Source organism: Novosphingobium sp. BF6 (assembly GCF_058273105.1).
Map to the genome: position 1 here is coordinate 668,189 of NZ_CM177776.1, position 12,874 is coordinate 681,062.

Sequence of the window (12,874 nt, forward strand, 5' to 3'; positions counted from 1 at the left end):
GGTCGTCAGTCCTTCCCGGAAGCAACAGGCGCGGTCGCGGTGCCTCCGCCCAAGGCGATCTGCATGTAAACCGTGTCGAGCCAGCGGCCGGCCTTCCAGCCCATGCCCGTCAGGCGGCCGACCTGCTCAAAACCGCAGGAGCCGTGCAGCGCGACGGAGGCTGGTTCACCGCCGCCGATGACGGCGACCATCTGCCGGAAGCCATAGGCTTCAGCGGCCTGCAGCAAGGCATTGAGCAGTAGCGTGCCAATGCCGCCGCCGCGCCGATCATGCGCCACGTAGATGCTGTTCTCGCAGGCGTACGCATAGGCCGGTCGATCGCGGAACTGCGTGGCGTAGGCATAGCCGAGTACTTGATCGGCGTCGCAAGCGACGAGGAAGGGCCCGCTCCGGCCGGTCACCGTCAAGATCTTCTCGACGGTCTCGTCCTCGGTCGGCGGCACCACTTCGTAGGTCGCCGTGCCGTGAAGAACGTGATGCGCATAACTGGCGGCAATGGCGTCCGCGTCGTCGACCGTAGCCCGGCGAACCGAAAGGGTCATCGCCGGGTCGCTTCCACGACTTCGCCGTCTTCCTTGACGAAAGTGCCGCGCTGCTCGGTGGGCAGGAGGCCCAGCACTTCTTCGGAAGGCCGGCAGAGCTTCACGCCCAGCGGCGACAAGACCAGCGGCCGGTTGATGAGCACGGGATGCTCCATCATCGCGTCGATCAAGGCCTCGTCCGTCAAGCTCTCGTCGCCGAGGCCCAGTTCGACATAAGGCGTACCCTTCTCGCGAAGCAGGGCGCGCGGTGTGATGCCGGCCCGCGCAATGAGTTTCACCAGCAGGGCACGGCTTGGCGGCGTCTTCAGGTATTCGATAACATGAGGTTCGATGCCCGCATTGCGGATCATGGCCAGGGCATTACGAGAGGTCCCGCAAAGCGGGTTATGGTAGATCACGATATCGGTCATTGTTGCCTCTTCAGCAGCAGGTAAGTTCGGCCAGAAGCGGCTCGCACAGTTCCGCGCGCCCCTGGCAACAATCCTTGGCCAGATAGACCATCAGTCCCCGCAGCGCGTCGAGGTTGGCGCGCTGAATTTGTTGGCGACCGCGCTTCTCCGAAAGCACCAGCCCTGCATTCGCCATCACGGCCAGATGCGTCGAGAACGTGCTCTGGGTGAGCCCCGATGCCTCCACCAGTGCGCCGGTCGACAGGCCTTCAGGTTCGTGCCGGATCAACAGACGAAACGCATCGAGCCGCGTCGGATGGCCGAGAGCGGAGAGAATCGAGAGTGCATCATCGTTGCGCATTCATCGGAATTATCCGATACGATCTACTTCGTCAATAAAATATCGATTATTCCCGATGCATAGGTGGCTGGGAGCAATGACAGCTCAGGTGAGACTGCCGCGTGAAGCTGCTTGTCCGGAATCGGCCCATTGCCAGCCGTTCATCGTGGCTGATCTCTCGGTGAACGAATGACCGCTTCGGAGACGCTCGCAGGAGGCGCTGAACGGCAACTCTGTCGGCGGCTTCAGAAAGGAAGGTAGGGCAGGGGCTTTGGCAGCCTCGCGCCTAAACCCGGTCGTTCGCCAGCTGGCAAGGTGAACCCGTAAGCGGACATTGCTCACTCAAGGTTGCGGGCCGCGTTACGATAGGCCTTGTTACGAGCAATTCTCGGAGGCCCTCCCACCCCGCCGAGCAAAACCCGCCGATCGCAAGCGACCGGCGGGTTCCGCGACCTTCCGGGGGCAGAGCGTGCTTACGGCATCAGCACCGTATCGACGACGTGGATGACGCCGTTGGACTGCATGACGTTGGGAATCGTGATCTTCGATGTGCCGCCCTTGGCATCGGTGAGGTACCAAGCCCCGTTCTTTTCCCAGGCGGTCAGGTTTTCGCCTTCTACCGTGGTCAGCATGGCCTTGCCGCCGTGCATCTTGGCCTTGGCGGCAATGTCCTTGGCGGTCACGCGGCCGGGGACGACATGATAGGTCAGCACTTTGGTAAGCGTCGCCTTGTTTTCCGGCATCAGCAGCGTGTCGACGGTGCCCGCCGGCAGCTTGGCAAAGGCTTCGTTAGTGGGGGCGAAGACGGTGAACGGTCCCGCTCCCTTCAGGGTATCGACCAGGCCTGCGGCTTTGACGGCGGCGACCAGCGTGGTGTGGTCCTTGGAGTTGACGGCATTGTCGATGATATCCTTGGACGGATACATCGCGGCGCCGCCGACCATCGGGTTCGCTCCCATGCTTGCCGCCACGATCGGCGCGCCCGCGGCAATCAGCGCCGCGCCTGCGAGGGAAAGGGAGAGCTTCGTCAGAGGGCTTGTCATCAGGCTTCCTTCCTATGTCGCGCGTCCCGAAGCCGGGCGTGCATCACAGCTACGGAAGCGGGCGGCCTGCGGATGCGTCAGATCAGCGATATTTTTCCGGAAGCGACGGGAGCGGAACTTGGCGCAGCATGCGGCGCACCGTCGACAGGCTCCATCGTTACCGCCAGCGTGGCGCCTTCGGTCATGAAGGCGCGAAGGCGGGCTTCGACCGGAAGCTGGCTATCGGTGTTGGCGGCGATCAGGCCCAGCGATCGCGGCTTTCCGTCAGGGGGGATGACCCATAGCTCCGGCGCAAGCGCCCCCGGCTTCACGGCGGAGGCACGCAGGGAAAGGCGGCCGCTCGCCGGATCGAAGCGCGCAAGCACGACCGGCCCGTCCGCCGCACCGGTCATCTGCGCAATTGCCACCGGCGCGGCGGGCCCCGGCAGCGGGGGGGAGGAAGGCACGGGACGGAACAGCAGAACCAGCGCCAGCGAGGCGGCCGCGACGCCCGCAATCATGGCGCCCGCGCGCCAGATGCGAAGCTGCCGCAATGCCCCGTCCTGCGGCGCGCTTGCAGGTTCGATCCGCGCGGCGATGCCGGCCCAGAGCTTGTCCGCAGGCGCAACCGGCGTGTATTCGTCATAGAGCGGCTCGAGCCGGCGCTGCCAGACCTCGATCTGTCCCGGCGTGAATTCCGGATCGGCCATCAGTGCGCGCAGGGCGGCGGCGCGCTCCTCCCCGTCCAGCACGCCAAGCGCCAGTTCGGCGGCCAGACCATCGCGTTCTTCGGCGGAGAGCGGCACTTCAGCCATCGCCGATGCACTCCTTCAGCCGCTGCATCCCGCGCCGTATCCAGCTTTTCATCGTGCCCAGCGGCACGGCCATGCGATCGGCAAGCTCTGCATAGGTAAGGCCATCCAGGAAAGCCGCGCGAATTGCATCGCCATGGCCGCGTTCCAGCTGATCGATGCAATAGAGGAGGCGGGCGCGGACCTGCTCCTGCTCTATCGCCCGGTCGGCCGGGAGGGCGCTGTCGGGCACGGTGCTGGCGGCGTCTTCGGGCACCGTGCCGGGCCGGAGCGAGGAACGGCGCCAATCGATCGCGGCATTGCGGGCAATCGCGCATAGCCAGGTGATCGGGCTGGCTCTCCCGGAATCAAACCGGCCGGCCCGGTTCCACACCTTGATATACACGTCCTGCAAAATGTCCTCCGCCGCGTCCCGATCGGCGGAGATACGCAGGCAGATCCCAAAAAGCTTCGCCGAGGTCATCTCATAGATCTCCCGAAGCGCAGCGCGGTCACGCGAGGCGACCCGCGCCAAGGCGGCGATCAGTTTCTGACGCTGGGCATCTGCATCTTTCACCCCTGCAAGGTAACACGCTGCCGCAAGGGTTCAATCATGGCTGTTGTCTGGCGCTCCAACGACGAGGCAAAGTTCGAGCCGCCAATCTTTCATGGCCTTCTCTGCGCCCTTTCCGGTCATTGAAAACCTCCGTTGAGATCACCAATGCAGGTCGTTCACGTTCGCTCACACTTCGGTTGACGCAGGGCGGCTTTCAGGATGGTCGGACGTGGCCTCGAGTGTCCGCTCTGTCGGCGCTTTGATGGGGGGCCGGGCAGGGGACTTGGGAAGCTACGCGCCCACGAGAGACGTTCGGCGATCACTTTGCCGATCCGAGAAGCCGACGTTCGGCTTCCTGTCCTATCCGGCATTCGGCAATCTCCACATTATCCTGAGAATCCTGAGAGCGATGTTTGGAGCCGCTCGGCAGCGTCGCCCTGCTATCAATCTGAAAGATGATGGACAGGGTATCGCTCGTAAGTCGACAAATCCGCGCGGCGGAGAGCTTCCCGCCACCCTTGCCGGGAAACTCTCGTGCAACTGGTCAACAGTCAGGCATTTCCTTGGCTGCGAAACCACTCCACTTCCTCGGCAATGGTTTCGCGGATCGGCCGAAATGACAGACCGAGGTCACGCTCCGACTTGCGGTGATCGAACCGGGTGCGTTCGGCCTCGCGCAGCATGAGCCGCACCGTCGCCAGGCTCATCAGGGCAGGTTTGCCCGTCAGTCTGGCCGACAACTCTTGGAATCCGGCGATGAACCATAACAGGGCAACGGGTATCGCGCGTTTCGGCGCCGGGATGCCGGTAACCTCAGCGTAACAGTGCATGAGATCACGCATTGCAACATGTCGGCCAGCCGCAAGATAGCGCTCGCCGCGCCGTCCCTTGTCGGCCGCTTGCACAAGGGCGAACGCCACATCGCGGGCATCGACGAACGCGAAATTGCCCGGCGCTATGCCCGGCAAGCGACCGCGCAAATAGTCGAGGGTGAACCGTCCCGCCGACGTTGGGCCCAAGTCGCCAGGACCGTGCATCCAACCCGGCAAAACGAAGCAGGCGAAAAGGTCCGGGTGGCGATCGAGTGCCTCCGCCACCACACGATCGGAAAGGATCTTGCTGCGATAGTAGTCGTCTGCATCGGCTTCGTCGCGGATCATCGTCTCGTCGATCAGGGCGCCTCGCGGACCATCCAGCACTGCAATCGAGCTTGTATGCACAAACCGCCGCACGCCGGCCTGGTAGGCGGCTTCGAGCAAGTACCTCGTGCCACCCACGTTGATCGCCTTGAGTTGGGCCCAATGCTTGCCGCCACCGTAGCTTTCGCGAAAGTAAGCAGCGGTATGAAAAACAACATCGCAACCGTGAAGCGCTGATACGAACTGGTCGACCTGGGCCATGTCGCCTTCAACGATCGTCAGTCCCGCTATCTCCCTTTCCGAGGCGAATTGCCGGAGCGCCTTTTCGGGAGATCGGGCGAGTGCTCTCACGTGATAGCCTTGCTCAAGCAGGGTGCGGACAAGGTTGCTCCCCAGCAATCCTGTTGCTCCGGTAACGAATGCGGTCGGCATGGTCGGCGTCCTCGATTAAGGTTGGGACGCGCGATCTAGCTACCGAGGGGTTTGCGTAGAACGCTCAGCTGTGCAAATCAGCTTTCCATGGATGCAAAGCCAGATCTGGATTGGGACGATCTGCGCCTCTTTCTTGCAGTGGTTCGGCGAGGCAGCTTCCTTCAGGCGAGCCGGGTTGCCGGCATGGTGCCATCCTCCCTGTCCGGCGGATGGACCGGCTTGAAGGCGCCCTTGGTCAAGCCCTGCTGCAACGCGGCGCAGAAGGTGTCAGGCCGACCGCCCGGGGCCGGCAACTCGTCGCGGTCGCCGAAGCGATGGAGCGAACGCTCGTCGCCGATGCTGGGGCTGTTGAAGGCGTTGGCAGCACTGTCACCCTCTCGGCAGGTGAAGGCTTTACGCCGATCCTGATGGAGGTGATTGCGGAGCTACGCGACGCGATGCCAGGTTGCGGGGTGGAGCTGTTGACCGATCAGCGCCTCGTTAAAATAGCCAAAGGTGCTGCCGATATCGCCGTACGAACGGTGCACTTGGGCGAACCGTCCCTGGTATACCGCACGGTCGCGCAAATTCCGTTCGGGCTATATGCCAGCAAGGATTACGCCGATACCCTCGGATCCGACGCGAAGGTGCATGAAACCGCACTTATCGATCTTGTCGCGCCATTGGGTGAAATGCCGATCATGCGAGCAGTTCGCGCCTTGGGTTTTGCCTCCAGGCTGCTTCGGCTGTCCTCGTTCGACGCCCTCGCGATCGCCGTTCAGGCTGGAATGGGCGTGGGCGTGTTGCCTCGCATATCTGCAGGTGGTCTTGTCCGACTGTTCCCACACGTCGAATTGCCCCCTCTCGATGTTTATGTCGTCGCGCACCCCGACGGGCTAAAGGAGGCCCAGATAAGGCTGGCCTTCGACTTGTGCTGCGATCGCATCCAACGGGAACTCGCGCGAGCCTGACACTTTGCTGCGATTAGCAAGTGTAGGCCGAAATGCGCCCATCCAAGACGCTCAATTGGGATAATGACGCGCTCATGACCGGCTCGTCCGCTTAGACCGGGGGTGGGACAAAGCTGTCGTTCGTGAGCACCATCTCGAAGGTCGGCTTAAGGGAAAATCGGACGATCGCGAGAGGCCCGCCTCGGCGTCAATATGATTAAGCGTAGCAAGCAGGATGGTTGGCCAATCACGACCTCGGAAGCCCAACAGGCGTTGATGTCATCCGCCGATATTTTTACAGTCCGCCCGACGCCCGCCGCTGCGACTCTGCACGTCGGCTGTCACCATGAGTCTTTCACTTGGCCACCGGGCATCCCGGGAACGAGGGGACATGAGCCATTCGACGATGTTTGATCTCAAATTAGATGCTGGTTTGTGGCTTTCCTCGGTGGTCGACAATTCCGGCGACGCGATCCTCAGCAAAACCCTCGACGGCATCATCACGAGCTGGAACGCCGGGGCCGAAAAGCTGTTCGGGTTCACCGCAGCAGAGGCGATCGGCCAGCCCATCACGCTCATCATCCCTGAGGACCGGCTCCACGAAGAAGCCGACATCATCAGCAAGCTGCGGGCCGGCGAACGCATCGACCGGTTCGAGACTGTGCGCCGCCGCAGTGATGGCGCGCCCGTGCATATCGAAGTCACCATCTCGCCGGTGCGCAACGCCGCGGGCGAGATAATTGGTGCGTCTAAGATTGCGCGCGATATCGGCGAGCGCCTGCGTCATGCCGAGGACCAGCGGCTGCTGGTCCGCGAGATGCATCACCGCATCAAGAATCTGCTGTCTATCGTGCAGGGCCTCGTCAGCGTCGGCAGGCGACGGGCCGAAGAAGTCGATGACTTTGCCGACGACCTGAGCAGCCGGATCACGGCGCTCGGCGCCGCACAGCAACTCGTCCTTGGGCTTCCGGGCGAAGCGCAGCCCGGTGCGGCGCTGGGCGAGGTTATCGGTGCGGTACTGGAGCCCTATCGCGACGATGGTCAGGTCACCGTCGCGCAGTGCGATGCACCTGTGGGCGCGCGTGCTTCGACCTCACTCGCGCTGCTACTGCACGAACTCGCCACCAACGCCGTCAAATATGGTGCTCTCTCCAATCTCGACGGTCGGCTCGTGGTCGACATCTCTACAATGGAAGCGAACGTCACCATTGCGTGGCGCGAACGCGGTGGAAGCGAAGACAATGGCGATCGGGGGTTCGGGACAGAGCTGATGCACGCGGCGCTGCGTGGGCTCGGTGGTACGATCGAACAGGCGTGGCAGGACGGCGAACGGGTCGTGACGATCTGCCTCGCGCGCGACCAGCTCGCCAACTGACCACCGCTGTCAGTCGAGCCCGAGCTTCGCCTTGAGCGCGTCGATGCGCTTTGATGCCTCGGCCTTGCTGAGATCGGCAGGCGGCGGCGCTTCGCCCGCCTCCTCGCACAGTGTCGTCAGATAGGAGCCCTGCGCCCGTAAGCGTCCGCCCTCCGGTGTGTTGCCGCATTCGGCGTTGGCGCTGATGGACCTCCGCTAAGGAGTCTCTTTCTGGACTCCAGAAGGAGGCCAAGTGAAGGATCGGGTGGAGATCATCGCGCGCACCGAACGGCGCAGGAAGTTTTCGGATGTCGAGAAGGCGGCGATCCTCGCGGAGGCGGATGAAGACGGCGTATCGGTCCGCCAGGTTGCTGAGCGCCATGAGATTGCCGAGAGCCTGATCTATAACTGGCGCTCGGCTCGCCGCCAAGCAGCGGCCATCGCAAGTGAAGCGCTTGAGTTCATTCCCTACGGAGCAATCATAACGACGGAGGCTGCGGCCGCGCCGGCGGTGCCCGAGCCCCAGAAGGTGCCGCGACCCGTTCCGTCGCCGATACCGCCAGCGCCGGAGGAACTGATCCGCCCACATCCCGGTGCCCGCCCCGGCGCGATAGACATAGACCTGCCCAGCGGCGTTCGCCTGTCGGTGGACAGTTACGTCAACGAGAAGGCGCTGGCCCGCGTGCTGCGCGCATTCCGGGACGTATCGTGATTTCGCTGGCGCCTGGAACGAAGGTTTATCTGGCAAGCAAGCCGGTCAGCATGCGGCTCGGCTTCGATGGGCTGGCGGCATTGGTCCGCCCACTGTTCGCGGTCGAGCCTTACGGCGGGCATGTCTTCCTTTCCGCAGCAAGAGCGGCAACTACCTTAAGGCACTGCATTGGGATGGCACTGGGCTTTGCCTGTTCGCCAAGCGCCTGGAACGCAGCCGTTTCGTCTGGCCACCGCTTATCGAGGGTGGTGTCGTACTGACGCCGGCGCAGTTCGCGTTGCTGATCGAAGCAATGGACTGGCGGCGCACCGTCGCCCCTGAACCACCCCGCGCGCCGCTCCAGATTTGACGCGATAATCGCCGCATTTCCGGGGTTTCTGCTTGGGCGGAAGGCTGGATTCTGCTAACGGGAAGCGTGTCTTCCGACGATCTCGAACTCCCTACCGATCCCGCAGAACTGCACGCTTTTGCGGAGGCGATGCGCGCACGTCTGGCCGTTTCGGAGCAGGCGCTGGAAGCCGAACGGGCGGCCCATGACGAGACCCGCGAGAAGCTTCAGACTGCTCAAAACTCGATCAAGCTGACGGCGCTGCAGATCGAGAAGTTCAAGGTCCAGCTGGCACGCCTCAGGCGCATGAAGTTCGGTCAGTCTTCGGAGCGCCTTGCCCTCCAAGCCGATCAACTCGAACTGACGCTGGAGGATCTCGAGGCCGAGCATGCCCATGCCGAGTGTGTGATCGAGGGGCATGTGCCCGAAGATTTCCCGGTCAAGCCTGCCCCTCGCAAGCCTCGCCGTGCTCCGCTGCCCGATCATCTTCCTCGCGACGAGGTCATGCACGCAGCGCCGGATGCCGGCGGCTGCTCCGCCTGTGGAGGCAGGATGGGCAAGCTCGGCGAAGACGTGACCGAAGTGCTGGAATATGTACCCGGCCGCTTCCGCGTCGTCCGTCATGTCCGGCCGAAGCTGTCCTGCAACCGCTGCGATGCAATCAGCCAGGCACCGGCCCCGGCGCTTCCCGTGCCGCGCGGCCGTGCTGGTCCCGGCTTGCTGGCCCACGTCATCGTCTCCAAGTTCGCTGATCACCTGCCCTTGTACCGCCAATCGCAAATCTATGCGCGAGAGGGTGTCGAGATCAGCCGCTCGACGATGGCGGACTGGCTGGGCCAGGCGAGCTGGCTGCTACAACCGCTGATCGATCGGATCACCGATCACGTCATGGCCAGCGTGAAGCTCCACGCCGACGATACACCCGTTCCCGTGCTGGCGCCGGGGACCGGGAAGACGGCAACCGGGCGACTATGGGTCTACCTTCGCGATAACCGACGATGGAGCCATCTTGATAAACCAGCGGCGTTGTTCCGCTACAGCCCCGATCGCAAGGGCGAGCGACCGCGCGAGCATCTCAAGACCTTTGCAGGCTTCCTGCAGGCCGATGCCTATGCTGGTTTCGAGCGCCTCTATGCGAGTGACCGCCAGCCCGCGCCGATCACGCCCGTTGCGTGCTGGGCCCATGCCCGGCGCAAGCTGAACGATGTCTACAAAGCAGACCCGAACTCGGCTGCGCTCGATGGGCTGCAGATGATCGGCGAGCTTTACGACGTCGAGCGGCAGATCGTGCGCGAACCCGCAGATTTCCGCCGCAAGGCTCGGAAGCTATCGAAGCTCAAGGCGCTGGATTTCTTCGCGTGGGCTGACGATGTGCTGTCCAGGGCATCGGCCCGGTCACCGCTGGCCGAGGCGCTGCGCTATGCCGTGAAGCTGAAGCCGCAGCTGCTCACCTACACCGATGACGGTAGGCTCGAGATCGACAACAATCCGGCAGAGAATGCTCTCAGAGGCATAGCCGTTGGCCGCAAGAATTGGATGTTCGCTGGCGCCGACTGTGGAGGTGAGCGCGCCGCCGCCATGTATTCACTGCTCGAAACGGCCAAGCTTAACGGCGTTAATCCGCAGGAATGGCTTGCCGACGTGCTTGACCGCATCGGCAAGGGCCATCCCATCAACCGGATCGAGGAACTGTTGCCTTGGAACTGGGCCACCCCGCAGGCGTGAACGCGCATTTTGGGTGGCTAGCTGTCGTTCGGCGTTGGTGATAGCTTGGGCTGATGAACGACCGCTACGAGCCCACTTCTGACTTTCTGAAGGCGGTGATCGCTGAGGAGGTGCCGCTTTCCGGCACAGCCTTCGCCGACGCGAACATGCGGCAGCTAGTCGCGATGACGCAAGACGGTGACCTCTCTAACCGTGACTGGGCGACGATGCTTTTGGCATCAGAAGAAGCCGATACGCCCGAAATCCGGGAGGCACTGTTGTCAGCCGTCAACGATGAAAATGACGTCGTAAGAGCTGAGGCGCTACTCGGTCTTGCAAAGCGCGATCGGAAGCTGGCGCTGCCATTCGTTCTGAAAGCACTATCGGGCGAACAGGCGACCATGCCCGTGTTCGAGGCCGCCGAGTTGATCGCTGATCCCGTTCTGGTGGAGGTGCTCCGACCTTGGACTGAGCCATCGGATGATGTGTGGCTCGATCAGCTTGTCCTGAACGCCTTGTTGGCCTGCGAAAAAGGCACTCAAACCGCTTAGTTGTAGATGTCCGCAACGGATCGTTTTCTGCCGCCAACGCTCCCGGGCGGACGCTTACCTGCGCCCCGGTCATCGGATCGTCGCCGGACACCCAGTCTTCGGGATTCTTTTCGGTGTTCGAGCCGGGATGCTCGTCGAGCTTGGGATTGTGCAGCTGTTCGGTCATGGCGATCTCGTGTTCCCATATTGTTCTGTTTCAGAACGGAGACATGGACCGTCGGTTCCCGTGCCGGTATCCGCGACGAAGCGAGGAAGCAAATTTGCGGATTGGTCGTTCTCGAGAATGCGGGGGCCAGTGTTCAGGAGACCAGCGATGCCGCAGGGCGACAAGTCGAGCTACACGGACAAGCAGAAGCGCAAGGCCGAGCATATCGAGGAAGGCTATGAGGACCGCGGTGTCGGCAAGAAGGAAGCCGAACGCCGTGCGTGGGCGACGGTGAACAAGGAATCCGGTGGCGGCAACAAATCCGGATCGGGCCGCGGCAAGCCCGAGAACCACAGCGCGTCGCGCAAGGGTGGTCGCAAGAGCGGTTCGTCCCAGAGCCATGAGAAACGGTCGGCCGCCGCAAAGAAAGGCTGGGAAACGCGCCGCAGGCAAGCGCGCGGCTAGGGTTTTCGCGATCGCTTTACTCGTCAGACTTCAGGCCGGCATACCAATCGGCATATGGACCCGTGCGCGCCACGTGGCGGTTGAGATCGGGCGCACCGTCGCTCCACCAGACCGGACCACGCTCGCCCAGGGCGCGTTTTGCTACGTCGACATCGGCGTGGGCTGCATCCTCGTTCGCCATGTCGCCGGCCCTTCTGGCCTGCGCGACCGCGCGCCGGGCCGCCATCAATTGCCTGACCAGCCGATCGCGCCTGTCCGGTTCGAGCGATGGGTCGGACATGCGCCAAAGCCGACCGCGCACGACGAAATAGCGTCCGTCAGGTGTGACGGGATGGTGTCCTGCCTTGGCCGGCGATGATCGTTCGTTCGCCATGCTCACTTCCACCTATGCTCTGGCGAAACCCTTCCCGCGTCGACGGCGTTCCCAACTGGACAGGAGAGAAGGTGATGACCGCAAAGACATTCAAGCCCAACCTGAGAATGGCATCAGCGGCAAGGCGCGGCCTGCGCCTGCGCGAGAAGTTTGACCGGGGCGGCACGCAGGTCGGTGTCGATCGCGCGCACCAGCTAGCTGAGCGGCGTGACCTGAGCGAGGCCGATGTGAAATCGATGCACAGCTTCTTCGCGCGCCACGCCGTCGACAAGGACACAAAAAATCACAAGTGGAATTCCGACAGCGATCCATCGCCCGGATTTGTCGCTTGGCTTCTCTGGGGTGGGGACGCCGGCAAGCGTTGGGCGGAAGGCAAGGCCAAGCAGATATCCGCTTGAACGCAGATACCCCGGGTCGATGATCGCGCAATTTAAGCCGGCTCATCAACCTTGATCGGGGCGAAATGGGCCCTCTTCTGTTGCGAGTCGTTTGCGGGGAACTACGGAGGGAGATCCATAATTTTATCGTCAGCCTAGTTTGCCGGAGGATGACATGCCCAATCCCGAATTCACCGACGCCATTGCTCTTCTGAAAGCCGATCACCGCAAGGTCGAGACACTGTTCGAGCAATATGAAGCGGCGACCGCCGCAAGCCGCAAGCAGAGCCTCGCGCGCGCGATCTGCACCGAACTCAAAATCCACACCCTCATCGAAGAGGAAATTTTCTATCCAGCGTTTCGGGGCCAGATCGAGGATGATACGCTCGACGAGGCCTATGTCGAGCATGACGGTGCCAAGGTGCTGATCAATGACATCGAAGCCGGTAGCCCAAAGGACGATTACTACGACGCCAAGGTGAAAGTGCTGTCAGAAGAGATCAAGCATCACGTCCATGAGGAGGAGATGCAGAAAGAGGGTATGTTCGCGCAGTGCCGAAAGACCGATGTCGATCTGATCGCGCTGCGTGACCAGATGGCCGCCCGCAAGGAAGAGTTGCTCTCCCAGGCCAAAGCAGGCGGCCTTCCCGTGGCGAAACCGACCGCAGTCAATCTGGTCGCTGCCTGATCTGCTAACAGTCGCGTGTCGGCGGTGGTTTCCTACC

The 12,874-nt window shown here is 62.6% G+C and carries 17 protein-coding genes and 2 pseudogenes; 9 read left to right on the forward strand and 10 right to left on the reverse strand.

Going from position 1 to position 12,874, the window contains the following annotated elements; genetic code table 11:
• Window positions 1–5 precede the first annotated feature (5 nt).
• From AC4D6D_RS18310 to AC4D6D_RS18340, 7 genes are all read right to left on the reverse strand, one after another.
• A complete protein-coding gene (locus tag AC4D6D_RS18310; RefSeq protein ID WP_491327851.1) occupies window positions 6–542 on the reverse strand; it encodes a GNAT family N-acetyltransferase in 537 nt (178 codons plus the stop codon).
• Complete coding sequence (gene arsC, locus AC4D6D_RS18315) at window positions 539–952, reverse strand: arsenate reductase (glutaredoxin) (protein ID WP_491327850.1); 414 nt, start codon at window positions 950–952, stop codon at window positions 539–541. Before arsC ends, AC4D6D_RS18310 begins: the two co-directional genes overlap by 4 nt.
• Window positions 953–962: 10 nt before the next feature.
• Entirely contained in the window at window positions 963–1,292 is a 330-nt protein-coding gene (locus AC4D6D_RS18320; RefSeq protein WP_491327849.1) for an ArsR/SmtB family transcription factor, read from the reverse strand.
• A gap of 452 nt (window positions 1,293–1,744) precedes the next feature.
• The gene (locus tag AC4D6D_RS18325) at window positions 1,745–2,314 is read right to left on the reverse strand and encodes a fasciclin domain-containing protein (RefSeq protein WP_491328470.1); all 570 of its coding nucleotides are present in this window, start codon (window positions 2,312–2,314) and stop codon (window positions 1,745–1,747) included.
• A 77-nt stretch (window positions 2,315–2,391) separates the two neighbouring features.
• Window positions 2,392–3,108 (reverse strand): anti-sigma factor, encoded by a 717-nt coding sequence (locus AC4D6D_RS18330; protein WP_491328471.1) that lies wholly within the window; start codon window positions 3,106–3,108, stop codon window positions 2,392–2,394.
• Window positions 3,101–3,661, reverse strand: a complete 561-nt coding sequence (locus AC4D6D_RS18335) for a sigma-70 family RNA polymerase sigma factor (protein ID WP_491328472.1) — start codon at window positions 3,659–3,661, stop codon at window positions 3,101–3,103. Before AC4D6D_RS18335 ends, AC4D6D_RS18330 begins: the two co-directional genes overlap by 8 nt.
• A 530-nt stretch (window positions 3,662–4,191) precedes the next feature.
• On the reverse strand, window positions 4,192–5,211 hold the full coding sequence (locus tag AC4D6D_RS18340; RefSeq protein WP_491328473.1) for an SDR family oxidoreductase: 1,020 nt from the start codon (window positions 5,209–5,211) through the stop codon (window positions 4,192–4,194).
• 209 nt (window positions 5,212–5,420) lie between these two features.
• Here AC4D6D_RS18340 and AC4D6D_RS18345 point away from each other — a divergent pair, with 209 nt between their 5' ends.
• Both AC4D6D_RS18345 and AC4D6D_RS18350 read left to right on the forward strand, forming a co-directional pair.
• Window positions 5,421–6,161, forward strand: coding sequence for a LysR family transcriptional regulator (locus AC4D6D_RS18345; protein WP_491328474.1), 741 nt, complete (start codon window positions 5,421–5,423; stop codon window positions 6,159–6,161).
• Between the two features lie 370 nt (window positions 6,162–6,531).
• Window positions 6,532–7,515 (forward strand): sensor histidine kinase, encoded by a 984-nt coding sequence (locus AC4D6D_RS18350; RefSeq protein WP_491328475.1) that lies wholly within the window; start codon window positions 6,532–6,534, stop codon window positions 7,513–7,515.
• Between the two features lie 9 nt (window positions 7,516–7,524).
• Here AC4D6D_RS18350 and AC4D6D_RS18355 read toward each other — a convergent pair whose 3' ends face one another.
• Window positions 7,525–7,701 (reverse strand): DUF3072 domain-containing protein, encoded by a 177-nt coding sequence (locus tag AC4D6D_RS18355; protein WP_491328764.1) that lies wholly within the window; start codon window positions 7,699–7,701, stop codon window positions 7,525–7,527.
• Window positions 7,702–7,747: 46 nt separating this feature from the next.
• On the opposite strand from AC4D6D_RS18355, the gene tnpA reads away from it, so the two are divergent.
• The 4 genes and pseudogenes from tnpA (at window position 7,748) to AC4D6D_RS18375 (ending at window position 10,789) form a co-directional block, all read left to right on the forward strand.
• Window positions 7,748–8,206: an IS66-like element accessory protein TnpA gene (gene tnpA, locus AC4D6D_RS18360; protein ID WP_491327024.1), complete on the forward strand. Its 459-nt coding sequence runs from the start codon at window positions 7,748–7,750 to the stop codon at window positions 8,204–8,206.
• A pseudogene (gene tnpB / locus AC4D6D_RS18365) lies at window positions 8,203–8,555 on the forward strand (IS66 family insertion sequence element accessory protein TnpB). Before tnpA ends, tnpB begins: the two are co-directional and overlap by 4 nt.
• Window positions 8,556–8,684: 129 nt before the next feature.
• Complete coding sequence (gene tnpC / locus AC4D6D_RS18370) at window positions 8,685–10,259, forward strand: IS66 family transposase (RefSeq protein ID WP_491327216.1); 1,575 nt, start codon at window positions 8,685–8,687, stop codon at window positions 10,257–10,259.
• A gap of 53 nt (window positions 10,260–10,312) precedes the next feature.
• Window positions 10,313–10,789 carry a HEAT repeat domain-containing protein gene (locus AC4D6D_RS18375; protein WP_491327023.1) on the forward strand — a complete coding sequence of 159 codons (477 nt, stop codon included), beginning with the start codon at window positions 10,313–10,315 and terminating at the stop codon, window positions 10,787–10,789.
• Window positions 10,790–10,841: 52 nt separating this feature from the next.
• Here the strand turns inward: AC4D6D_RS18375 and AC4D6D_RS18380 are convergent.
• Window positions 10,842–10,955: pseudogene (locus AC4D6D_RS18380) on the reverse strand (DUF3072 domain-containing protein); the annotation flags it as partial.
• A 147-nt stretch (window positions 10,956–11,102) separates the two neighbouring features.
• On the opposite strand from AC4D6D_RS18380, the gene AC4D6D_RS18385 reads away from it, so the two are divergent.
• On the forward strand, window positions 11,103–11,399 hold the full coding sequence (locus AC4D6D_RS18385) for a plasmid stabilization protein (protein ID WP_491328476.1): 297 nt from the start codon (window positions 11,103–11,105) through the stop codon (window positions 11,397–11,399).
• A gap of 16 nt (window positions 11,400–11,415) precedes the next feature.
• On the opposite strand, the gene AC4D6D_RS18390 is transcribed toward AC4D6D_RS18385, so the two are convergent.
• Window positions 11,416–11,772: a hypothetical protein gene (locus AC4D6D_RS18390; RefSeq protein ID WP_491328477.1), complete on the reverse strand. Its 357-nt coding sequence runs from the start codon at window positions 11,770–11,772 to the stop codon at window positions 11,416–11,418.
• A 74-nt stretch (window positions 11,773–11,846) separates the two neighbouring features.
• Here AC4D6D_RS18390 and AC4D6D_RS18395 point away from each other — a divergent pair, with 74 nt between their 5' ends.
• Together AC4D6D_RS18395 and AC4D6D_RS18400 are read left to right on the forward strand one after the other, a co-directional pair.
• The gene (locus AC4D6D_RS18395; RefSeq protein WP_491328478.1) at window positions 11,847–12,170 is read left to right on the forward strand and encodes a hypothetical protein; all 324 of its coding nucleotides are present in this window, start codon (window positions 11,847–11,849) and stop codon (window positions 12,168–12,170) included.
• 154 nt (window positions 12,171–12,324) lie between these two features.
• Window positions 12,325–12,837, forward strand: a complete 513-nt coding sequence (locus AC4D6D_RS18400; RefSeq protein ID WP_491328479.1) for a hemerythrin domain-containing protein — start codon at window positions 12,325–12,327, stop codon at window positions 12,835–12,837.
• The last annotated feature ends 37 nt before the right edge of the window (window positions 12,838–12,874 follow it).